Here is a 23,150-nt window from a genome sequence, read left to right on the forward strand (position 1 = left end):
GTGGCTATGAGATCTTCTCACCGTTGGCGGGTGGCGGCACTGCTGGTCACGCTCGGTGTCGGGCTGGCGGCCTGTGGCGGCAACTCCAAGCCGGAGGCCTCCTGGTCCGGGGCGCCCGCGTCGGCGCAGCCGGGAGGTGCGGGCGCGTCGCCGTCCGTGTCGCCGGCGCCCACCGGGAAGCCGGTGCACGTCCGGTTGTACGAGAAGGACGGCGCGACGTACGGCGTCGGCATGCCGATCATCGCGTACCTGTCAGCCTCCATCACCAGCGCCAAGGACTTCAACGCGGCGACGCAGGTCACCGTCAACGGCGAGCCGGTCGACGGGGCCTGGTACTTCCAGAAATCCACGATCTACGCCGGCTACCCGATCGAGGCGCACTACCGCCCCAGCGAGTTCTGGCCGGCGCACGCCTCGATCGCGATGAACCTCGACACCAAGGGCAGGTCGGGCGGCACCGGGCTGGTGTACGACAACAGCCTGACCCTCGACATGAAGACCGGGGCCGCGAACATCGGCAAGGTCGACGGCAAGTCGCTGCACATGGTCGTGACCTCCGACGGCAAGCAGGTCTTCGACTTCCCGGTGTCGCTGGGCAAGGCGAGCACCCCGACGTTCAACGGGACCAAGGTCGTCATGGAGAAGAAGGCCGTCGAGCACATGGTCGGCGACGGCTACGACGAGCAGGTGCCGTGGTCGGTGCGGGTCACCAACTCCGGCGAGTACGTGCACTCGGCCAGCTGGAACGGCGGCAACATCGGGCAGCGCAGCACCTCGCACGGCTGCACCAACCTGACCGAGGCCAACGCCAAGTCGTACTTCGACTTCGCGCAGGTCGGCGACCCGATCACGTACACGGACACCGGCGGCCCGACGATGCCGACCTGGGACGGCTACGGCGACTGGAACGTGGCCTGGACCACCTGGCAGGGCGGCGGCGCGGTCTCCGCGAACTGACGAAACTTTCGATAATTCCACCGCTCGACGCCGCGAAGCCACCGGATGCTTCGCGGCGTCGTTCGCTGTTGAGCTGGACTTTCCTCGCCTCGAAGTGCTTCAACGCCGCCGGTACCATCCGGAAGTTTTCCGGAAATTCTTGTCAGGCGAGCCGCGGCGTGCGCATAATTCGCTCACTCGGCGTTGACCTGTGTCGATCCGTCGAGCGACCGACCCTCGCCCCCCGCTCGAGGAGGAATGCGTGCGCAGAACAACCGCTCTACGGCTGCTCGTCAGCCTGGCCAGTGCCGCCGCACTGGTGACCGCCTCGGTGGTCGTGGCCGGCACCGCCCATGCCGAGGCCGACCGGACCGTCACCGGAAACACGACCGGCACCCACAACGGCTACTTCTTCTCGTACTGGAAGGACAGCGGCAACGTCACCATGAACCTCGGTTCCGGTGGCAGCTACAGCGTCTCCATGAACGGCATCAACAACTCCGTCGTCGGCAAGGGCTGGAAGCCGGGCTCGAGCCACACGGTGAACTACTCCGGCTCGTTCAACTGCGGTGGCAACTGCTACCTCGCGCTGTACGGCTGGACCACCAACCCGCTCGTCGAGTACTACATCGTCGAGACGTACGGCAACTACAACCCGAGCAACGGCACCCAGCGCCTCGGCTCGGTCACCACCGACGGCTCCACCTACGACATCTACCGCACCCAGCGGGTCAACCAGCCGTCCATCATCGGCACGGCGACGTTCTACCAGTACTGGAGCGTCCGGCAGAACAAGCGCGTCGGCGGCACCATCACCACCGCCAACCACTTCAACGCCTGGCGCAACCTCGGCCTCAACCTCGGCTCGCACGACTACCAGATCCTGGCCACCGAGGGCTACCAGAGCAACGTCAGCTCCAACATCACCGTCAGCGAAGGCTCCGGCGGTGGCGGCGGCGGTGGCGGCGGTGGCGGCGGTGGCGGTGGCGGTGGCGGTTGCACGGCCACGCTGTCCGCGGGCCAGAAGTGGGGCGACCGCTACAACCTCAACGTCGCGGTCTCCGGCTCCTCCAACTGGACCGTCACCCTGAACATGGCGTCCCCGTCGACGGTCAGCTCCACCTGGAACGTCAACGCGACCTGGCCGAGCCAGTACGTCATGGTCGGCAAACCCAACGGCAGCGGCAACACCTTCGGCGTCACCATCATGGCCAACGGCAACTGGAACTGGCCATCCGTCTCCTGCAGTACCAGCTAGAAACGAGTGGTGCGGCGGCCGTCGACGGCCGCCGCACCCTCGTGTCGTCAGGCCACCAGCGAGCGGCGGGCCCGGTCCACGACGTCGTCGATCCAGTGGAAGTACCGTTCGCCGTCGAAGCTGGCCGCGAAGAACTCGCCGTGGCCCTCGATGACCACGAGCTGGTGGTCGCGGTCGCGCATCAGGTCCGCGAACTCGTGGCCGACCGAGGGTTCGCCGTACGGGCGGGCGCTCAACCGCACGCCCGTCGGCAGCCGCGGGTTGTCGGTGATCAGTTCGCGGGCGTGGGTGTGCATGAACGCGCGCATGTCCGGCAGGTGTTGCCGGAGCACCATCAGCTCGACCGAGTCGGCCGAGGGCAGGGCCGGGCCGCTGAAGCGCAGCGTGTTGGTCGCCTCGTCGTACGAGTGCACGAGCAGGATCCGCTCGTCCTCCAGCGGGGCCTTGCGGGTGCGGGTCGCGGTCACCACGATGCCGTCGGCGTGGCGCAGGGCCAGGCAGCCGTCGTACGGGCCGCGGTGCCACATGCGGTTCTTCGTGAAGCGGGCCGCGGCCGCCTTGAAGAACGGCAGCACGTCGCGGCGCACGGCGTCGGGGACCCGGGACTCGACACGGTGCGGCCGGTACTTCACCCGCACCGAGTCGGCGACCATCGTCTCCAGCAGCTTGAAGTCGGACACGTGGGTGGCGCCGGCGGTGTCGCGGTCAGGGCGGATGATGTTGAGCCGGTCGCGGGTGGCCGTCTTGGCCTCGTCGATGTGCGGGACGGCGGCGGCCGAGGCCTCCGGGGTGGGGTACGCGAAGGCGATGGTCGCGCGGTCGTAGGCGACGCCGATCCCGTCGGCCACGCGGCGCAGCACGGCCGGGTCGAGCACGTCGTCCCAGACCACGAACAGCAGCCGCCGGTCCGTCCCGCCGTCCGGAGCGGGCGGCTCGTCGGTCACCCGGAAGTGCAGCCGCTGCGCCAGTTCGCCGGCCCGGGCCCGCAGCGCGCCGCGCAGGCCGCGCCGATCGTGGACCTCCATGTGCACGACCCAGCCATCCATCCCGCATCCTCACCCGTGTGTGCGTTCATTCGCCGTTGTACCGTCTGATCCGCGCCGCGATCGCCGGTACGAACGCGGCCATGTCGTACCGGTCGCGCATGGCGCGGATGTTCGCGACGAGCGTCGCGTACAGGTCGTCGTCGGTGCTCAGCCGGTGCATCGCCGCGCGGACGCCGTCGACCGTGTTCGGCACCGCCAGGCCGATGCCGTGCCGCCGCACGAACGCCGCCACCACCCCGAAGTCGGAGACGATCAGCGGCTTGCCGAACAGCAGCGCCTCGCGCAGCCGCATGCTCATGAAGAGGTTCAGCTGCAGGACCGGTTCGAACAGCAGGATGAGCGCGCGGCAGGCGGCGAGGATCGGCTGTTTGGCGTAGAAGTCGGGGGCGGCGCCGGCCACGCCGAGCCGCACCCCGTGCGCGTTGCCCTGCGCGATCCGCTCGGCGATCAGCCGGTGCGCGGCCATTCGCTCGTCTGGATACAGAAATGACATTCGACGTCCCGGCCGTCGGTGCGCATGTCGGCGACGGCGTCGAGAATCAGGTCCACGCCGCCGTAGTGGTTCCACAGCCCGCCGTTCCACAGAAATGTCGCGCCCGTGGCCGGTGGCGCTTCGGTGGATGGCCGGTGCCGCATGCTGTACGAGATGACCGGGAGTGGAAAAAGGCGCCCGGACAACGTGCCGTAGTCGGCCCAGCCCACCTGGAACGTGCTGATCAGCTCGCCCAGTTTGAGCAGCGCCTCCTCCGGTTCGCCGATGATGAAGTCGTCGGCGAGCGCGTTGAACCGGTTGTGTTTGCCGACGACGTCGTGGAAATGCGCGTCGATGCGCGACCGGTCGCCCATGGCCTGCACCCGCGGGAACGTCAGTTGCTCGACCGGGGTGAGGAACGAGTCGTAGATGAGCGCCTTGCCGCCCATCTTGAGCCGGGTCACCAGCTTCTCGTCCTCGAGCAGGCAGAACACGAACACGTTCGCGCACTGCTCGATGTCCTCGGGCGACATGGTGCTCTGGTCGAGCACCGGCACCGGGCAGTCGGTGAAGTCGGTCGGGCCGGGACACACCACCGCCGCTCGTACGCCGAACTCGCGCAATGTCAGCGCCAGTTCGAGGTACCGATATCCGGCGCCGTTCTGGAACAACCCGACCTGAAAGTGCTCGGCGCACAGAATGGCCACGTCGTACTCGCCCATGCAGCTCCCCCGGTCGCCCGCTTGGCATCGACGAAGTTCACGTCATACTAGCGACCATGCGCTACGACGCGGTGCTGTTCGACCTCGACGACACGCTCACCGTGACGCGTGTCGTGAAGTTCGCGATGCACAAGGCGATCGCACGCGAGCGGCACGGCCGCACATTGACCGACGCCGACATCGCCGCGCACTACGACCTTCCGCTCGAGCAGTCCCTGCGCGCCCTGCACGGCACCCCGGAAACGCCGGCCGCCGACCTGTTCGCCCTGCTCGACCGGTACCAGCCGCGCTTCCCGCACCGCGCCCAGCCGGACGCGCTCACCGTCGTCGGCGCGCTGCTCGCGGCCGGGCTGGACGTCGGCGTCGTCACCGGCAGCCCCGAGTCGGTCGCGCGGCCCGTGCTGGCCGCGCTCGGCTTTCCCGTCGCGCGCATGCTCGGCGTGTACTGCTACAACTCCGCCCACCTGCGCAAGCCCGACCCGGCCGTGTTCGCCGAGGCGTGCGCGACGCTGCGGGCCCGGCACGCGCCCCGCGAGCCCACGATCGTCTACGTCGGCGACGCGCTGGTGGACCTGCGCGCCGCCCGCGGGGCAGGCATCGACTTTCTCGGCGTCACATCCGGTACCGTCGATGCCGTCGCCTTTCGAAACGCGGGCGCGGACCGCTGCGTGCCCGATCTGACCGCCGCGCTGCGGGCCGTCCTGCCGGGCGAGCGGCCCCGGTGAGGCGCCGGGTCGTCATCGCCGGTGGCGGTTTCGCCGGCGTCCGGGCGGCCGTGGACCTCGCCGCCGACGACCGGTTCGCGGTCACGCTCGTCTCGCGGCACAGCCATTTCCGGTACCTCCCGGCGCTGTACAAGACGGCCAAGGGCGGCCGGCGCACCGGTGCGAGCCTGCGCCTGACGGACATCTTCGCCGGCACCGGCGTGCACCTGGTGCAGGCGACGGCGACCGGCCTCGACCGCGCCGGACGGTTCCTGGAGACGTCCACCGGCCACCGCCTCGGCTACGACCACCTGGTCCTGGCGCTGGGCTCGGTGCTCGACTACGCGGCGGCCCCGCACTGGCGCGACCGGAGCTTTCCTGTGAAGACGAACGACGAGATCGCCGACTTCAAGCGCCACCTGCACGACCACATCGTCACCGACCCGGCCCGGCTGCGCATCACCATCGTCGGCGGCGGCTCGATCGGCGTCGAGATGGCCGGCGCGCTGCCCGCGTACCTGCGCCGCATCGCCGCCAACCACGGCCTGGCCGCGCCGGCCGCGCCCATCACCATCGTGGAGCCGGGCCCGCGCCTGATGCGCTCGCGCCCGCCCGGCCTGTCCCGCGCGGTCACCCGCCGGCTGCGCGCCCTGGGCGTCACCCTGCGCGTGGGCGAGCCGCTCGAGCGCGTCGACGGGCCCACCGTGGTGTGGGCGGCGGCCGTGGTCAACCCGCCGTTCTTCGCGGACAACGGCTTCGCGCTGACCGCCCGCGGCAAGACCGCCGTCGACGAGCACCTGGAGGCGGAGCCGGGCGTGTACGTCATCGGCGACAACGCCGACACGCACCTGTCCGGCCTGGCCCAGACCGCCCTGCACCACGGCGCCTACGTCGCGGCCGACCTGCGCCGGCGGGCGGCGGGCCGGGCGCGCGTGCCGTACCGCCCGCTGCGCCCCCGCCTGCCCACCACGCTGATCCCGATCGGGCCGGGCTGGGTCGCGGTGCAGTGGGGCCGCCTGACCATCAGCGGCCGCCCGGGCGCCGCGCTGCGCTGGCTCGCCGACCGCCTCACGTTCCGCGACGTCGAGTCGTGGCCGAAGGCCGGCGAACGCTGGGTCGAGGCGGGCGAGGACGCCCCGGACTGCGACCGCTGCCGAGCCGCCGCGACCGCCGGCGGGCTTCAGCTGTGAATGCGAACGCCGACGAGGTACACGTCGGCGGGCAGCTCGTCGAGGTAGGCGTCGGCGGCGAGGTAGTACCGGTCCTGGGCCGCCGCGTCGAACGTGCCGGTGCTGAAGTCGGCGTAGTCGAGCCAGACCCCGTCGAGCCGCAGCAGATCGAACAGCGGCGCCGCCCGCGCGACCTGCCGGCGCACGTAGTCGTCGCGGTCGTAGCCGTACCTGGTGATCGGGTCGCTGAGGTGCTGCCAGACCATCCGCTGCGGGTCCAGGCCGTGCCGCTGCATGTAGGCCTGCATCACCGGCTGGGCGGCGAACGTCGCCCGCTCCGCGAACTCGAACTCGCCCACCGGCCGTCCGATCGGGTGGTGGCGCGCGACCTCGTACCATTCGTCCCACTCGGCCTCGGCCCAGTACCGCGCCGCGGCCCGGTCGCGGGTGAAGTCGAGCAGGCCACGTGGCGCACCGTCGCAGCGGCCGGATGACCAGGACTCCGGGGGCTGCGACACGCGCAGGAGCCGCGGATCGTGCTCGCTGCCCGTGCGCACGGGCAGCGGCCCGAAGAAGCCGGTCGTGCCGATCCGCCAGCTTTCCCAGCGGCCCTCCGGGTCGTCCGCCATGTCGAACGGAACCAGGGCCGCGGCGACGGCGTCGGCCACCGGCTGCCCGTCGGCCACCCGGACGCACACCGTCACGCTCGTTCCCGCCATGGAGACTCTCCTTGCGTCGGCCGCGGGTCCGGGGCGCCGCGGACGGCGCCCCAGACCGCACAGACTATGCCTGCGGGTGCAGGTCGATGTTGCACGGCACGACGTCCCAGCCGATGACCTCGCAGTTGAAGTTGTGGAACCGGTTCGGATCGTCGGAAGCGAACGCCTGCCCGAACTTGTAGGCCAGGTAGATGTCGCCCACGACGCTCAGCGCGCCGAGCCCGCCGGCGAGCCGGCCACTGCCGCCGCCCTCCACCTCGCCGCCGCCGCCCGGGCGGGCCGGCGGCTTCTCCGCGCCACCGCCGCTCGCCCGGTAGGCCGCCTCGGCCTTCATCTGCGTAGGACTGCGGATCTCGCCGGTGTCGAACCCGGTCTGCGTGTTGATCACCCGAACCCGATCGTCGCCCCGGAAACGATTCGCGATCTCCTGCGCCTCGGCGTCGGACTTTGCGTAGTAGACGACGTACTTCGTCTGCGACTTGCCGCCGAGGTTCTCCGGCTTCATCTTGTTCTCGATGGTCTTCGAGATCTGGTCGAAGTCGAGCTGCTTGGCGTTGGACTCGGTCGCCTCGAAGGTGTCCGCGCTGACCGGCTTGCCGTTGATGAAGGTGACCTTGATGAAGTCGGCGGTGGTGCCCATGGGTTCCCCACCCTCGGGTGTCTGCACCCAGCCCCGGCCGGCCAGCTTCATGGTGGCGTCGTCGTTCTGCAACAGGTACACCGATCCGGTGCCGGTCTGCGGATCGAAGAACTCCCCGTTCGCGACCAGCTTGTCGTTCATGAACTTCAGCGTCTCGAGCTCGTAGGGCTTGGCCTGCGGATTCCCTGTGACGTGTGGAATGCCGTTCTGGTCGACGACGACCTCGCTGTTCTCCCCGGTGATCGTCAGCGGTACGAGCGGGGTCGTGGGCGTCACGGCCTTGCCGTCGCCGCCGGGAAGCATCAGGCCGCTGGGATCCGACTTCGTGATCGGATCGTGGTCGCCGTAGCCGTAGCCGGTCCAGCTCTGCGGGTCGTCCGACGTGAAGTGCGGGTCGACGCTGACGAAGTCGCCGAGCAGCGGGTCGTACTCGCGCGCGCCGAGGTGGGTCAGGCCGCTGTTGTCGTTGACGCCGTTGACGAAGCCGCGGGTGTTCGGCCAGCTGACCGACGCGCCACGGGGGCCACCGAACGGCACCTGGCGCCGGGAGGTGAGGGCCTGGGTCGCCGCGTTGACCGCGGTCAGCCCGGTTCCCTGGTGGTCGCCGGAGAGCCAGACGAGCCCGGCGGCCGAGCGGGAGGCGACCGCGACGTTGGTGAAGGAGTAGAAGCGGGTGCAGGTCACCAGGCCGCTTGCCGTCGTGTACCGGACGTCCTGGCCCGGCAGGTAGAGCGTCTTGCCGGCCGGATCGGCCCGGATGAGGCGCGAACCGTCGGCGTCGTAGACGTATCGCGTCTGTCCGCCGCCGTCCTTCGAGCTCGACAGGTGTCCCTCGGCGTCCCAGGTAAGGGTCTGATCCGCGGTACCGGGGGTCGCCGGGCACGTGTTGGCGTTGGTGTACCGCCGGCACGTCGTGTTGCCCATGGCGTCGTACTTGTAGGTGCCCGCGCTGGCCCCGCTGGCCGTCTGCACGGCATGCGGGTGCGCCGCGCCGGCCGCCGGGTAGCCGAAGTCGGTCGTCAGCGTCGCACCGCCGGCCACCGTGGGGTGCTGCACCGTCCTGGTGCGGTCGCCGAGCGCGTCGACGGTCCAGGTGAGCCAGTACGGCGCCGGGCCACCCAGCCCGGCCGTGCTCGGCGTGGTGCAGGTCGCCGTCGCGGGCGTCCAGGCCTCGACGAGGCGTCCCAGCCCGTCGTGGGTGAAGCACTGATTGTCGCCGGCGGCGGTGTCCGACAGCATCGTGACGCCACCGGCGTTGTCGTAGCTGAACTGCAGATTCGACACGACGTTCGGGCTGACCGCCTCCCGGCTGGTCTGCATGCTGGAGAGCCGGCCGGTGGTCAGGTCGCGCTGGTAGGACAGCCAGGCCTTGACGCCGGTGCCGGAATACAGGCCGGTGTAGTAGGTGTACTGGCTGATCCGGGCCAGTTCGTCGTACGCGGTCGCCGACACGTAGCTGTACTCGGCGTTCTCGTCCAAGCCGAGCAGCTGATTCGGCAGGCCCAGCGTCGGTTCGTAGACGGTGGTGACCGCCTCGTCGCCGAGGTCGCCGGCGCCCGGGTACTGCATGCTCTCGAGGCTGCCGTTCTCGCGATAGGTGCTGCGGAAGGTGTACTCCCCGGCCAGCCCGGTCTCGCTGGGCGGAATGGAGTACGTCGTACCGGTCGGCTGGTACGCCGCTGTGTACCCGGTGACCGTGTTCGTGTATGGGACGGTGCCGTTCTGCGTCCAGCGGGTGGAGGAGGCCAACTGCCCCTTGACGACCGTGGCCGTCCCGTCGAAGTACGCGGCGTCATAGGTCCAGGTGGCCAGCTTGTTGGCCGTGGCGACGCTGCCCGCGTACAGGCCGACCTTGCGGTCCTGGCTGTCGTAGTCGTAGACCAGGGTCACGTTGCGGGAGTCGGTGGTCGAGGTCAGCCGGCCGACGGTGTCGTAGCTGGTATAGGTCGTACCGACGTCCGGATCGCGGGTGCTGACCTTGTGGCCCTGCAGGTTGTAGCGGTACTCCCAGTAGTTGCCGGCCGCGTCGGTGACCCGGTCGGGCTGGCCCCGGCGGTTGTAGGTGTAGGTCGACGTGACGTGGTCGGCGGCGGTCGGGTAGCCGTACTGCCACAGCTGCGTCGTCTCGCCCTGCGCGTTGACCCAGGTCGAAGTCTTGGTACCGCCGGCCGGCGGGGTGACGTCCGCGTGGTCGCCGCCGTAGGCGGTGTGCGTGCGCCAGCGTTCGCCGTTGTTGTACGGGTCGAAGACGACGTCGGTGACGCGCCCCGCCCCGTCGTACACGTTGTAGGTCTGGTCGGCCACCGAGTGCCGGTCCAGCGGGATCACCAGTTGGGGCCCCGCGGCGCCGCGGTTGTCGTAATAGGCGCCGTAGGTGCGCAACCCCCGGCCGGCGGAGTCGTAGAAGACGTCGGTCAGGATGCGGCCGCCCGACGGCGACGGGGTCTGCGTCTGCCGCTGCCGCAGCAGGCCGTCCAGCAGCGTCCAGGACGGTACGTAGGTTCCGTTCGGACCGAGCGTGTTGGTGGTGACGACCGACGGCGCCGTCTTGTTCACCTGGTAGCCGTAGGTGATGCTCGCGGTCTGGGTCGCCTTGTCACGGCCCGGCTTCCAGACGGCGGTGAGCCGGCCCAGCCCGTCGTACTGGCGGTCGGTCCGGATGCCGTTCATGTCCGTGGTGGTGAGCGGCAGGCCCATACCCGGGTCGAAGTCGACCGTCGTGGTGTAGAGCAACGGCGTCGGCGACGTGGTCACGGTCCTGGTCAGCGGGCCGCCGGCCGCCGGCGTGTAGGCCGTCGTGGTCTTCCGGTTGAGCGCATCGTAGTTCTCGATCGCGCGCCCCTGCGGGTCGTAGACCGTGGTCTGGACCGCCTGGGCGGTGGGACTGCCGGCGTTCCATGCCGTCGCGTTCGCGACCTTGGTGCGCATGCCCTTGGTCGGCGTGGCGCCGTAGGCCAGCCCGTCGTACGAGTTGCGGGTGTTGGCGATCAGGTCGGCCTCGGTGAGCGACGCCGGGTTGGCCGCCGCCGCGCAGGTCAGCGCGAAGGAGAGGGTCTCCTTGACGACCGTCACCCAGGTCGTGGTGTTCTGCAGGTAGCTGGTGGTGCTGCACTGCTCGTCGCCGGCGAGCGCGTTGTCGCCGGCGTCGTCGATCTTCGCCAACCGGCCGTCGGCGTCGTACTGGGTCGTCTTGGCGGTGGTGCGCCACCACGGCGCATGGTCCAAGGCAACCGCCGAGTGGGTCGCGGCGGGCCCGACGTGCGTCGCGGTGACGGTGGTGCCGTTGATGGTGCGGGTGGCGGTCGCGGCGGACTGCCAGAAGTCGCCGACGTCGCGGGTGACCACGGCGCCGGTCGGCCCGTTGTACGCGACCTTGCTGCGGACCTGCCCGCTCAGCGCGTCGTCGTCGTTGACGGCCGGGGCGTCGATGCCGGCGTCGGTGGTGTCGCCGTCGCCGTTCATGTCGACGGCCGGCAACTGGACCGAGCGGGTGCCGGATGGCAGGTGGTCGCCGTGCATGCCGCGATAGAAGGTGCTCAGCGAGTACGTCTGGACGTCATTGCTCGCGCCGCTGGTGACGCCCACCGTGGCGTAGCCGCGCCACACCGACCAGGTCTTGTTCTCGTCCTTGATGATCCCGTCGTCGTCGGTGTAGTGCCATGCCGCGGCGTCGGTGGGGTAGGTGTAGGCCTTGACGAGTTCGGGACTGCCGAACGGCAGCGGACCGCCGGTGTTGTCGGCCTCGGCGACCGCGGTGACGACGTACTTGTGGAAGAACTCCAGCTTCGCCGAGCTCGCACCGGGCGGCGTCCAGCGCACCGGGTAGCAGCGGTAGGTGTTGTTCTGCAGGGCGTTCGGGTCCGGCATCTTCGACCCGGCCACGCAGTCCGGCGCGCTGTACGTCACGGACACCGTGCCGCCGGTCTCCGTCGTGACCTTGCTGATCCGGAACCAGTTCATGCGCGGCAGGCCGTCCGGCGCCGACGGGTCGACCCGGTTGTTCTTCTGCACGTAGTCGAACGTGACGTCCGGGACGGTGGTCGGGCCGCCGGCCTGCGACAGCGCGTCGAGCCGCAGCGGCGGACTGGTCCCGTCACCGGGATCGGGGAAGCTCTGCGTGAGGCTCCAGGTCCGCACCGTGCGGTACGAGCCGCCGTCCACGACCTTGGTGTCGATCTGCTTGAGCCGCTTCGTCGACCAGAAGGTCGGCGTGGCGTTGTAACACGGCGTGGCCGGGCACTCCTGGTCCCACGGGGTGTCGGGCCAGTGCGCAGCATCGTGCGTGCCGCAGCTTGCCACGCATCGGTCGTCGACGGTGAACGCCACCTCCATCGGCGCCGTGGCGGTGAACACCGAGTCGGATGACGTGGTCTGCCCCTGGTCCTGCACGAGATCCTTGTTCGAGCGGGTGCCGTAGTCGATCTTCGTCAGCCAGCCGTCGCGGGTGTACGAGGCCAGCGACGTGGTGTTGTTGTTCCCCGCGTAGCGGCTCCCGTCGGTGGCGTACCACATCGACATCGAGTTGCCGTGCGGGTCGATGACGTAGTCGAGGTTCCACCGCCAGGCCTGGGCGCAGCTCGACGCCGCGAAGGTGGACTGGTGGCACGGCTCCCCGGACTGGTTGCCGTACACCGGCACGGTCCAGGTGGACTGCGTCTCCGGCTTGCCCGACGACCACCCGGGCAGCCGGTTGCGCCCGAACCAGAACTGCCGGCCGTCGGAGGTCGTGACGACCCACCACTCGCCGTCGTCGTCGCCGTTCGGCGCGCCGGTGCGCCGCTCGATCCGGGTGCCGTCGTCCTTGCGCAGGTGCCACCGGCCCTCGGCGGCGTTGTAGAGCAGTTCACCGGAGTGGCCGGCCAACCCGAGCACGGCGTTGTCGGTCGCCCAGCACAGGTCGCCGGTCTTGACGGTGTTGTTGCCGCCGGTCATGTCGTCGGCGCACGGCTTGTACCGGCGCTCGATGAAGCCGCCCGGCGAAAAGTCGAAACCGGCCCCGACCCAGCCGGGCTGGTTGTTGTTCGCCGCCATCATGCCGTCGACCGCCTGGGACGAGTAGCTCAGGCTCAGCGTGGGTTCCGGTCCGCCTGCGGCCGGCGGCGCTCCCATGCCGTACGCCCAGGTGAAATCACCGGTGTTGGTCCCGGAGGTCCAGCTCGCCGACGACGCCAGTTTCGTGGCGGAGAAGTCACCCGAGCCGCCGGACGGCGCCGCGGCCGTGGCCACCAGCGTGCCGAGCGGCACCGTCGCCGACAGGGTGCGCGCCTCGATGTCGTTGGTCGTGGCGAGCGGCTGCGGCGCGCAGGTCGCGACCTGCGGGGTACTCAGGGCGCACTCCGGCAGCGCCGCGAGACGTACCCGGCTCGCCCAGTCGCCGCCGTAGGCCGACGCGAATCCGCCGTATTGCACCTTCAGCCCGACGGTCGCGGAAGTCCCCCCGGCGGGCGCCTCGACGCGAGCCAGCAGTCCGGTGACGCCCGCCGCGCGAGTGCGGTCGTGGTCGAGCACCGTGACTTTGACCGACGCCGGGGCGCCCGGCCGGCTCTCGATGGACAGCGGCTGACCCGGCACGGCCACCGCGGCCGGCGCGGCGCCGCGGTCGGCCGAGCGGACCTGGGGCAGCGACACGGTGGCCGACCCGGCGGCCGGCCAGGTCACCGGGGCCGACCGGGTCAGTGTCCGGGCGACACCGGTCGTGCCGAGCGGCGGCACGTCCTTGGTCGCCACGGACGGCACCGACTGCGGCTTCGGCGGGTTGTACCGCTTCGGCGGGGCCGCGTTGGCCGCGGGCGACACCCCCGAGGCCACGAGGATCGGCACGAGCAAGAGGCTGGCAACGCGGGACCACACGCGCATGGGGGATCTCCGTCCCGGAGTGAAGGGGATGGGCAGACGTCGGGTCGGATGCGTCAGGGCACCGGTGTGAAGGTGACGGCCCGGCCGCTGCGCAGCACCGGGACATGCCAGGCGAAGTCGAACCCCTGGTCGGCGGCGACGCTCTCCAGGCCGACGTCGGCCATGGAGCCGCTCTCGCGGATCCCCTCCAGGCCGGCGTAATTGAACGTGATCGCCCCGGACTCGTCGAAGACGACCTCGATGCTGACCCGTGCGGTGCGGTTCTCCCAGAAGATCACGTTGTGCCACTCCACGACGAACCGGCGGCTCGGTGCTGCCCCGATCGTCCTGGTCAGCACGCTCGACTGCTCGTCGACGATCAGGTCGTCCCAGAACGGCGCGATGATGCCGCCGTTCGGGGCGGCGACGTCGGGCATCCGCACGCCGTAGCCGGAGTGGTAGCCGGAGATGTCCGCCAGGAAGATCGCGCCGTCGGTGTCGACCGATATGGCACTGCTGCTCTGCCCGTACAGGGTGATCGGGAACGGCGTGCTGATCCGGCCGAAGACGTCATCGCCGGTAATGCCGGTGTCGGTGTCACCGGGCACGAAGGCGGCCGGTGCCTCCGTGCATGTGTAGCTTCCGGATGCAGCGGGCGCGGCCGAGAGGGCGAGGGGCACGGTCGCGGTCTCCCCGTTCGCCAGCACCGGCGAGGCCGTGCCGGACTGCCCGCAGTAGCGGGCCAGTGCGGTGTAACTGCCCGGGAAGAGGTTGTCGAAGTGGTACCGCCCGAGCCCGTCGGTGACGGTGGAGATCCCGTCACCGAGGTTGGGCCCGTCGAGCAGCACCACCACGCCGCCGGCCGGTGCGGAGCCGGCCACCGTGACCGAGCCCGAGATCGTGCCGGTCGGCAGCGGAACATCCCGCGGATAGGTGAACGACGGCGACTCGCCCTCAGCCAGGCCGGCCTGCAGGAACGACACGACGCTGCCGGTGCTGCCGGTCGCGTCCGCGATCCCGACCGTCGCCTCCGCACCCCGCTCGAGCGCGGTGTCCAGGCCCTGGTAGCCGAAGGAGATCGAGCCGTCCTCGCCGAGAATCGCCTCGGCGGTCAGCCGGGCCGAATGGTCCGACCACATCGTGGCGTTCCGCCACTCGACGACGAACCGCCGATTCGGCGCCGTGCCGACCGTCGCCGTCCGGACGCTCGACGATGCGTCGATCTCGAGGTCGTCCCAGAACGGTGCGATGACACCGCTCGGGCCGTTCGGCGACGGGATCGGGTACGACTCGTTCACCGGGTATTCCTGGACCAGGTTCGGGTTGTCCAGGGTGATGAGACCGTTGGTGGAGACCCACAGCGACGTCGGCGCCTGGCCGTAGAAGGGCATCGCGAAGGGCAGGTCCACCGGCTGGGCGGCGTCGTCGCCGGTGAGCGCGAGCACCGTGTCGTCGGCGGGCACGAAGGGTGCCGACTGCACCGTGCACGTGTACCCGAAGCTGTCGACCCCCGAGCTCAACACGAAGTCCTGCGTCGTGTCGCCGCTGACCGCGACGTCCGCCGAGGCGGCCGACAGGCACAGCTGCGCCGTCAGGTGGTAGCTGCCGACCGGCAGGGCGTCGAACCGGTAGTGCCCGGCGGCGTCGGTCGTCGTCGTCAGGCCCAGCGGGTCGAGCTGCACGGTGGTGCGCCCGACCGGGTTCCCGGCGACGGTTACCGTGCCGGAAACGCTCACGCCGGGCAGCGGCGCCGCGACGGCCGGGTAGCCGAAGGCGATCGACTGGCCCGAGGCGAGGGCCGCCTCGTCGGCCGAGTAGCCGATGCCCGCCTGCCCGTGGGCCGCGGCGATGCCGACGACGGCGACACCGCCGGACTCGGCCGGGCTGTCGAGGTCGGCGTAGCGGAACGCGATGTCCCCGTTCTCGGACAGGATCGCTTCAGCGGACAGTCGTTGCCCGCTGTCCGCGGCGAGGGCCACATTGCGCCACTCAACGGTGAAGGTGCGGTTGGGCGCGCTGCCGGCGGTCACGGTGTACACCCCGGCCGCGGCGTCGACCTGCAGGTCGGCCCAGAACGGCGCGATCGCGCCGCTGCCGCCGGAGCGACTGGGCAGGGCCGCGTTCTCCGGCCGCGAGCCGCCCGGATTCTCGGTGAAGGCCACGCCGTTGGTGTCGACCCACAGCGAGGTGATGCTCTTGCCGTAGTAGGGCAGAGCGAACGGCAGCGCGACCGGGATGACGGCGTTGTCGCCGGAGAGCCCGAGCAGCGTCGAGGCCGGTGCGTAGGCGCCGGACCCGCGGCCGTTGCAGCTGTACCCGTACGCGTCGATGACGTTGAGGCGCAGCGCCAGGTTCGCCGTCACCGCACCGGCGATGTCGAGATCGGTGCTCGCACTCGCACCGCAATGGCTGCCCGAGACCGCCGCGAGCGTGTAGTGGCCGGCCGCCGACGGAGTGAGTGTGTAGCTGCCGTCCGCTGCCGTGGTGGCCGATTGGCCGCCGGGCTGCAGGCTGACGGTCGCCCCGGAGACCGGGTTGCCGTCCACGCCCCGCACGACGCCGGTGACGCGGGCCCCGGCGATGACGGTGAACGTGAGGGTCACGGTGTCGCTCGCGTTGGTCGGATAGGAGCCGGCCGCGGCGACCGCCTTGACCCGCACGGTGTGCGTTCCGGCCGCCGCGTTCGCGAAGGTGGCCGTGAACTGCCCGCCGGACGCCGCCCCGGTCTGGCTGATCAGGAGGCTGTCGAGGCTGTACCGGAAGCTGCCCACGTTGGCATCGCCACCGTCGAAGCGGACCTGGACACCGGTGCCGGCCGCGATCGGCGTGGCCGTGAGCAGCGTCGCCTTGGCCGGGAGAGGCCGGGCCAGACTCATGATGGTGGTGGCGTCGACGACGGTGTTGTCGACCCGGACGTCGTCGACCGCGCCGGTGAACGCCCGGCCGTGGGCCGCGCCGTTCCACTGCTGAGCGCCGACGCTGAGCCGGCCGGCCGCGTTGAAGCCCGTGGTCAACGTCGCGGTCGTCGCCTGGGCCACGCCGTTGACGTACAACTTGAGCTGTTTGCCCGTGACCGTGTACGTGCCCGTCAGGTGCGTCCACTGGCCGGCCACCGGCGCGGCGTCGGAGACCGCGGTGACCAGCGCCGGGCTCGCAACGTCCGTCTCGGCCATCTGGAACATCCAGCGTCCGGCCGCGGGCGTGGCGGCGCCCTTGTAGCCGATGAGGACCGACGCCGTGTTCGTGCCGTTGAGCGCGACCACGGTCTGATCGGCGGTCCCGGCCGCAGTGACGCGGACCCAGGCCGAGATTGTGAGGTTGCCGTCGGTCCGCACCGCGACGGTGGCGCCGTTGGCGCTGGTCGTCACGGTGCCGGCGGTCTCGGCGTAGGTGCTGCCGGACAGCGTCAGCGCCTTGTTGCCGCCGGGGGCGGTGGAATCCGAGCGCCCGGCGGCGATCGCGCCGGTGCCGCCGGACAGGGTCAGGGCGTTGGCGTGGCCCGTGGTGTCGGTGCCCGGCGCGGCGCCCTCGAAGGTGTAACCAGCGGCGATGCCGCCGGGTTTGACCAAGAACGGGTAGTCGGCGGACTGCGCCGAGTACCGCCCGGCGCGGTCCTTGGTCCAGACCCGCAGTGTCGTCGCGCCGTCGTGCGTCGGCGCGATCGACACGGTGGCCGTGGTATCGGCGTTGACCCCGTCGACCTGGACGCCCGAGGCGGGAATGGTGCCGCCGTCGAGCGAGTAGGCGTACCCGACGACCTCAGTCGCCTTGGTGCCCGGTGGATGGAAGGTGAACGTGTCGGGGATGCCGGGTCCGCCGGTCGGCGTGGTGTTGTTGTACGTCGCCGCGGTGGTCGCCGTGGGGTTGTTGGGCGGCGAAGCGTCGACGAAGAAGTCACAGGAGGCCGACGTCTGGCCGTTGTCGATCTGATCGTTGGTGGTCGCGTCCCAGGTGTACGCGCCGCCGTCCTGCAGCAGGCCGGTCGGTGGCACGGCCGACACGCGCACGCCGTTGGAGGTCGAGGTGGCGGCCACCCGGTGCGCGGCGTCGTCGATGCGTCCCTGTCCCTGCTGGCGGATGTAGAACGTCGTGGTCAGGGGCTGGCCGGTGTCCGTGTCGGACTGCACGGCGGTGAGGAACGGGCTGGTCGTCGTCACCCAGGGCGCACCGGACCCGGTCACGCACGGCTTGGCGTCCGACAGCCCGTCGGCGGGTCGGTTGGGCGCCCGGTTGAAGTTGACGATGACGTCGGCGTCGGGCTGGTAGCGGCGCCAGTACTTCTCGTTGTTCTCGCCGGCGCCCTTGAGGCCGAGCCAGAGGTACGCGTCGCCGACCGCGGCGCTGTCGACGACCTGCGCGGTGACGTTGAAATCGACGTTCGCCGGGCCGCAGCTGTCGCCGTAGCGGTGCACCGAGTCGTTGTGGTCCAGCCAGCGGTGCCAGTTGGTCATGCTGCCGTTGGGGTTGTAGTTGTTCCACGACGTGTTCGCGTTGAACGGCGCGACCGCGTAGAGGTCGGTGAAGTACCCCGCGCCGCCGGTGCAGCCCGCACCGGACCACGCGTGGTTGATCCGGAAGGTGGCAGTGTTGATGTGGGTGTACAGCACGGAGTAGATGTTGAGCTGGAACAACGAGCGATCGGTGTACACGGTTCCGCTGGAGCTGCTGTAGCCGGAGCGGATCACGCCGGAGGTCGCATCGTTCGTGCCCAGGCCCGAGGTCTTGTCGTAGTTGTGCTGGTCGCCGAAGGACTTGCGCAGGACGGTCCAGTGTGGCCAGCCGGTCGAGTTCTTCGAGCTGTACCCCGTCCACTGTGGATCGACGAAGACCGGGTAGGTGGTGCCGGAGTCGCCCAGCATGGCCTGGTCGGGTACCAGGGTGAGGTCGGCGCCGGTGAGCTCGGTGCCGACCTGGGCCTCCCGGGCGTCGATGCCGGGGTTGCGGTGCCCGCGCGAGTCCCACATCGTCGGCGCGGCGCCGGCGAAGACGGTATGCCCGGCGTCGTCCCGTGCGGCGAGCGCGCCACCGGAGTCCCGGGCGACCTTCAGTCCACCGAACGACGTCCGCAGCTTCAGCCGCTTGAGTGCCGGGTTCTTCGCCGCCGTGGCGTTCTTGATCACGAAGACGTGGGTGAACCGGTCCGCCTCGGCAACCAGTTGCAGGTCCACGCCGGGCAGCAGCTCCGCGTACGTGGCGATGTTGCCGGACAGGGTCGGCGCCGGGAGCGGTTGCGGCCACGTCAGGGTCATCGCGCGGCCGTCGACGGTCATCGTCGCCAGGGGGCCGGTGCCACCGCCGGAGAAGCGCAGCCCGTTCATCGTCGCGCCCGGCGATACCGTGCCGTCGGCGTTGACCCGCAGGGTCGTGTCGAGCGCCGTCCAGCCGCCGTCCGCCCGGTGCACACGCTGTGGGGTGCTGTGGCCGGTGTACTGGAACGTGCCGTTCGGCACCGCGTACACCTCGGAGATCTCGGTCCGCTCGGCGAGCACCTCGACCGGCTTGCCGCTGCGAGCCGCGGCGGCCGAGGCCGCGGTGTAGGTCTCCGCCGCCGTCACCGGCGCCGGCGCCGCGTCCGCCGGGCCGGCCGGGGCGAGCCCGGTGGCGAGCAGCACGGCGACCGCGGACAAGGCCAGGCGGGGCGCGGGACGCGGCCGCCGTGAGAAGTTTTTGGGCAGGCTGACGCGCAGCATCGCGACCCCCGTAATTGGACGCTCGCCATAGCGGCGATGCGCCGAAGTATCGATGGATCGATGGCACGCCGTCAAGATCTATATCGTGGCCTGCAAATATTCACATCTCACGATCTTTTTCGGCTTCCAGGCCGATCGCCGCCCGGCGATGCGAGCACCCGCAACCGCCGGCGAGCAGGCCGGACCTCCGATGAGCGGGGTCCGGCCGGCCCCGGGCGGGCGCGGCCGCGGCTCAGGGGGTGGGCGCGGCGGCCCGGCGGCGGATGGCGACGGTCAGGCCCGTCACCGCGCCGGCGGTCAGGACCAGGGTGGCCACGCCGACGGCGCCCCACACCAGCGGCCAGGAGCGGCGGCTCGGGCGCAGCAGCAGGGACGAGTCGTCGTCGCAGTCGACGATGGCGATGAAGATGTCGTCGACGCGGACGGTGCCGACGTAGCGGTACGTGATGCCGTTGTACGTCACCGTTTCCGCGTCGCCGAACGGGCGGCTGGTGCGCCAGTAGGCGAGTTTGGGCGACTCCTGCTCGCGGATCGCACAGTTGCCGCGGGCGGGGATGTGGCCCGTCTCGTCGGCGTACAGGGCGTACTCGGTGCTGGTGTTCATGACCCGGCTGACCAGGCCCTTGTTCCGGGTGCCGATGTCGGGCGGGTCGAAGGTGCTGTAGAAGCCCAGCGCGCCGCCCGCGATGGCGCCGACGCAGCAGATCAGCACGGCCACGACGACCGGCGGGAGCACGAACCAGTACAGCCGGCGGGACGGGCCGCCGGCCGGCACCGGCACCGGCGCCGGGGGTACCGGAAAGGGCGTTGGCGCGACGGCGACGGGCGACGGGGCGCGGCGGCGGCGGATCAGGCCGACCACCAGGACGACGAGGCCGGCCAGCGCGATCGTGATGCCGGTGGCGGCCACGGCGCCCAGGTAGTACAGCGGCGCGCGGCTCGGGACGACCAGGAACGAGGTGGGGGTGCACTCGATCGACAGGAAGGCCTCGGTGCGGTCGCCGTGCAGGGTGCCGTAGTAGGTGAAGTCGAAGTCGCCGGAGACGCCGCCGCCGCGGGCGTCGAAGTGGGTGATCTTCTCCGGGGCGGTCGCCGGGCGGGCGGCGCGGCGGACCTTCCAGGTCATGTCCTCGTCGTCGGCGTTGTCGCAGTCGATGGAGTCGGCCCAGGTCTCCTCGACCGGCTGGTAGATCCAGTAGTCGTCGCCCTCGCTCATGTCGATGATCGAGTAGCCCTTGTCGCCGATCTCGGAGGCGAGGTCGATGTCCTGGCCCGTGCGCGAGACCGGGCCGAGCAGCACGCCGCCGCCGACGCCGCAGACGAGCAGCGAGAGGACGAGCAGCAGGCCGCCGATGACGGTGGTGAGCGGGCGACGAGGGCGCATGGTCGCGAAACCTAGCATCTCTGTGCATTGATGCAAAAAGACATATGTTGATTCGACCGTTGCCGTGACGCAGGACTCGATGGTCCTCTGGATGCTCGTGCACCTCCACACCCAAGGAGGCTTGATGAGCCGAACCCGGAGGCTCTGCGCTCTGCTGTCCCTCGTCCTGGTGGGCGGCGCCCTGAACGTCGCCGCGGCCGGCCCCGCGGCCGCCGACACCGCCGAGACCGCCTCGCCGTACCTGGTCGACGCGGTCACCACCCTCGAGCAGCGCAACCGGATCGCCGCCAGCGGAGCGGCGATCGACGGCATCGAACACGGCGTCGCCGACATCAGCGCGACCCCGTCCGAGGTCGCCCAGCTGCGCCGGCAGGGCTTCACCGTCACCAAGGCCCTGCGGCCCGCCACTCCCGGCGGGCCCGCCACCGTCCAGGACTTCCCGTCGGCCGACTCGGCGTACCACAACTACGCGGAGATGACCGCCGAGCTCAACCAGGCCGTGACCGACCACCCGGCGATCCTGCGCAAGTCCAGCCTGGGCACCTCGTACGAGGGCCGGGACATCCCGGTGATCAAGATCTCGGACAACGTGGCGACCGACGAGAACGAGCCCGAGGTCCTGTACACGGCCCACCAGCACGCCCGCGAGCACCTGACCGTCGAGATGGCGCTGTACCTGATCAAGCAGCTCACCGACAACTACGGCACAGACGCGCGGATCACCGACGTGGTCAACTCGCGCGAGCTCTGGATCGTGCCGGACATGAACCCGGACGGCGGGGAGTACGACATCGCCACCGGGGCGTACCGCTCCTGGCGCAAGAACCGCCAGCCGAACGCCGGCAGCAGCAACATCGGCACCGACCTCAATCGGAACTGGGGGTACAACTGGGGCTGTTGCGGTGGCTCTTCCGGCACCACCAGCTCGGAGACCTATCGCGGGCCGTCGGCGTTCTCGGCGCCGGAGACCCAGCGGGTGCGCGACTTCGTGCTGGGCCGGCGGGTCGGCGGCGTGCAGCAGATCAAGACGCACATCGACTTCCACACGTACGGCAAGCTCGTGCTCTGGCCGTTCGGGTACACCACCGCCAACACCGCGCCCGGCCTGGACGCCGACCAGGAGGCCACCTTCCGCACCCTCGGCGTGCAGATGGCGGGCACCAACGGCTACACGCCCGAGCAGGCCAGCGACCTGTACATCACCGACGGTTCGATCGACGACTGGCTGTGGGCGAACCAGGGCGTGTGGTCCTACACGTTCGAGATGTACCCGTCCGGCAGCAGCGGCGGCGGCTTCTACCCGCCGGACGAGGTGATCGCCGCGCAGACCTCCCTCAACCGCGAGGCGAGCCTGCAGATCGCCGAGTACGCCGACTGCCCGTTCCGCGTCATCGGCAAGGACGCCCAGTACTGCGGCACGAGCTCCGGCACCGTCGTCTGGTCCGACGACTTCGAGACCAGCCGCGGCTGGGTCACCAATCCCAGCGGTACGGACACCGCCACCAGCGGCGCCTGGGAGCGCGGCGATCCCGAGGCGACCGACTCGAGCGGCCCGAAGCAGCTCGGCACCACCGTCAGCGGCTCCAACGACCTGGTGACGGCCCGCCTGGCCGGTTCCAGCGCCGGCGCCAACGACATCGACGGCGGCACGACGAGCATCCGCTCGCCGAGCATCGCGCTGCCGGCGAGCGGGACGCTGACCCTCGGGTACTCCTGGTATCTCGGGCACGGCAACAACGCCACGTCGGCCGACTTCTTCCGGGTCAGCGTGGTGACCGGCAGCGGTACCACCGTGCTGTTCACCGCGGCCGGCGCCGCCACCGACCGCGACGCGGCCTGGTCCACCGGCAGCGTCAACCTGACCGCGTACGCGGGGCAGACCGTCCAGATCCTCATCGAGGCCGCGGACGCCTCGACCGCCAGTCTCGTCGAGGCCGGCGTCGACAACGTCACCATCCGGCAGAGCTGAACGGAAGCGGAGGGCCCTCGTCGCGAGGGCCCTCCGTGAACCGTTCCGGCCCCTCGGTACGACTATCAGGGTGTGGAAGACGCGCGAACCGACCCCGAGCTGCTCGCCGCGATCGCGGGCGGCGACCGGGAGGCGTTCGCCGAGCTGTACCGGCGGCACCTGCCCTGGCTGCTGCTGCGCCTCGGGCGGCGGTGCTCGTCGCCCGAGCTCGTCGACGAGGTCGCCCAGGACACGTTCGTGGCCGTGTGGCGCTCGGCCGGGCGGTGGGACCGCCGCGGCGAGCCGGCCGCGTGGATCTGGGGCATCGGCATCCGGCGACTCGTCGACGCGCTGCGGCGCGGCCGGCCACCCGCCGATGCGCTCATCGAGTTCCCCGGCGTGGAGACGTCGGCCGAGGAGCACGTGCTGCTCGGCGTGCAGTACGGCGACCTCGGCGCGGCCCTGGCCGGCCTCTCCCCCGAGCTGCGGGCCGTGGTCCAGGCGACCGTCCTGGACGGCCTCACCACCCGGGAGGCGGCCCGGCTGCTGGGCATCCCGCCCGGCACGGTCAAGACACGGATGATGCGCGCCCGCGCCCAGTTGCGGGAGCGGCTGACATGACGGGGA

Annotated in this window: 13 protein-coding genes; 6 read left to right on the plus strand and 7 right to left on the minus strand. The window is 70.7% G+C overall.

The window, feature by feature from the left end:
• Positions 1 to 30 precede the first annotated feature (30 nt).
• Positions 31 to 957 (plus strand): L,D-transpeptidase, encoded by a 927-nt coding sequence (locus ACQP00_RS37785; protein WP_433205424.1) that lies wholly within the window; start codon positions 31 to 33, stop codon positions 955 to 957.
• A gap of 241 nt (positions 958 to 1,198) precedes the next feature.
• Positions 1,199 to 2,194, plus strand: coding sequence for a glycoside hydrolase family 11 protein (locus ACQP00_RS37790; protein ID WP_433205427.1), 996 nt, complete (start codon positions 1,199 to 1,201; stop codon positions 2,192 to 2,194).
• 47 nt (positions 2,195 to 2,241) lie between these two features.
• Here the strand turns inward: ACQP00_RS37790 and ACQP00_RS37795 are convergent, their stop codons facing one another.
• From ACQP00_RS37795 to ACQP00_RS37805, 3 genes are read right to left on the minus strand one after another with little or no spacing between them, the layout of a single operon-like run.
• The gene (locus tag ACQP00_RS37795; RefSeq protein WP_433205430.1) at positions 2,242 to 3,240 is read right to left on the minus strand and encodes a hypothetical protein; all 999 of its coding nucleotides are present in this window, start codon (positions 3,238 to 3,240) and stop codon (positions 2,242 to 2,244) included.
• A 25-nt stretch (positions 3,241 to 3,265) separates the two neighbouring features.
• Positions 3,266 to 3,706: a glycosyltransferase gene (locus ACQP00_RS37800; RefSeq protein WP_433205433.1), complete on the minus strand. Its 441-nt coding sequence runs from the start codon at positions 3,704 to 3,706 to the stop codon at positions 3,266 to 3,268.
• Positions 3,688 to 4,434, minus strand: coding sequence for a hypothetical protein (locus ACQP00_RS37805; RefSeq protein ID WP_433205436.1), 747 nt, complete (start codon positions 4,432 to 4,434; stop codon positions 3,688 to 3,690). The genes ACQP00_RS37800 and ACQP00_RS37805 overlap by 19 nt, the downstream gene beginning before the upstream one ends.
• Before the next feature lie 56 nt (positions 4,435 to 4,490).
• Here ACQP00_RS37805 and ACQP00_RS37810 point away from each other — a divergent pair, with 56 nt between their 5' ends.
• The gene (locus tag ACQP00_RS37810) at positions 4,491 to 5,159 is read left to right on the plus strand and encodes an HAD family hydrolase (RefSeq protein ID WP_433205439.1); all 669 of its coding nucleotides are present in this window, start codon (positions 4,491 to 4,493) and stop codon (positions 5,157 to 5,159) included.
• Positions 5,156 to 6,328, plus strand: coding sequence for an NAD(P)/FAD-dependent oxidoreductase (locus ACQP00_RS37815; RefSeq protein WP_433205442.1), 1,173 nt, complete (start codon positions 5,156 to 5,158; stop codon positions 6,326 to 6,328). Before ACQP00_RS37810 ends, ACQP00_RS37815 begins: the two co-directional genes overlap by 4 nt.
• On the opposite strand, the gene ACQP00_RS37820 is transcribed toward ACQP00_RS37815, so the two are convergent.
• The 4 genes from ACQP00_RS37820 to ACQP00_RS37835 all read right to left on the minus strand — a co-directional run bounded on the left by ACQP00_RS37820 (position 6,319) and on the right by ACQP00_RS37835 (position 20,575).
• Entirely contained in the window at positions 6,319 to 7,026 is a 708-nt protein-coding gene (locus ACQP00_RS37820) for a hypothetical protein (protein WP_433205445.1), read from the minus strand. The genes ACQP00_RS37815 and ACQP00_RS37820 overlap by 10 nt on opposite strands.
• A gap of 64 nt (positions 7,027 to 7,090) precedes the next feature.
• A complete protein-coding gene (locus ACQP00_RS37825) occupies positions 7,091 to 13,486 on the minus strand; it encodes an RHS repeat-associated core domain-containing protein (RefSeq protein WP_433205448.1) in 6,396 nt (2,131 codons plus the stop codon).
• 89 nt (positions 13,487 to 13,575) lie between these two features.
• Complete coding sequence (locus ACQP00_RS37830) at positions 13,576 to 19,191, minus strand: carboxypeptidase regulatory-like domain-containing protein (protein ID WP_433205451.1); 5,616 nt, start codon at positions 19,189 to 19,191, stop codon at positions 13,576 to 13,578.
• Between the two features lie 232 nt (positions 19,192 to 19,423).
• Complete coding sequence (locus ACQP00_RS37835; RefSeq protein ID WP_433205454.1) at positions 19,424 to 20,575, minus strand: hypothetical protein; 1,152 nt, start codon at positions 20,573 to 20,575, stop codon at positions 19,424 to 19,426.
• Between the two features lie 121 nt (positions 20,576 to 20,696).
• Here ACQP00_RS37835 and ACQP00_RS37840 point away from each other — a divergent pair, with 121 nt between their 5' ends.
• Both ACQP00_RS37840 and ACQP00_RS37845 read left to right on the plus strand, forming a co-directional pair.
• A complete protein-coding gene (locus ACQP00_RS37840) occupies positions 20,697 to 22,544 on the plus strand; it encodes a M14 family zinc carboxypeptidase (protein ID WP_433205457.1) in 1,848 nt (615 codons plus the stop codon).
• Positions 22,545 to 22,616: 72 nt separating this feature from the next.
• Entirely contained in the window at positions 22,617 to 23,144 is a 528-nt protein-coding gene (locus tag ACQP00_RS37845) for an RNA polymerase sigma factor (RefSeq protein ID WP_433205460.1), read from the plus strand.
• The last annotated feature ends 6 nt before the right edge of the window (positions 23,145 to 23,150 follow it).

This window comes from Dactylosporangium sp. CS-047395 (genome assembly GCF_050942185.1).
Classification (GTDB): Bacteria; Actinomycetota; Actinomycetes; order Mycobacteriales; family Micromonosporaceae; genus Dactylosporangium.

Excerpts from the sequence above, each read along its gene's own strand:
- ACQP00_RS37795 (WP_433205430.1), bottom strand. The coding sequence starts at position 3,240 with ATGGATGGCTGGGTCGTGCACATGGAGGTCCACGATCGGCGCGGCCTG.
- ACQP00_RS37800 (WP_433205433.1), bottom strand. The coding sequence starts at position 3,706 with ATGGCCGCGCACCGGCTGATCGCCGAGCGGATCGCGCAGGGCAACGCG.
- ACQP00_RS37805 (WP_433205436.1), bottom strand. The coding sequence starts at position 4,434 with ATGGGCGAGTACGACGTGGCCATTCTGTGCGCCGAGCACTTTCAGGTC.
- ACQP00_RS37810 (WP_433205439.1), top strand. The coding sequence starts at position 4,491 with ATGCGCTACGACGCGGTGCTGTTCGACCTCGACGACACGCTCACCGTG.
- ACQP00_RS37820 (WP_433205445.1), bottom strand. The coding sequence starts at position 7,026 with ATGGCGGGAACGAGCGTGACGGTGTGCGTCCGGGTGGCCGACGGGCAG.
- ACQP00_RS37830 (WP_433205451.1), bottom strand. The coding sequence starts at position 19,191 with ATGCTGCGCGTCAGCCTGCCCAAAAACTTCTCACGGCGGCCGCGTCCC.
- ACQP00_RS37835 (WP_433205454.1), bottom strand. The coding sequence starts at position 20,575 with ATGCGCCCTCGTCGCCCGCTCACCACCGTCATCGGCGGCCTGCTGCTC.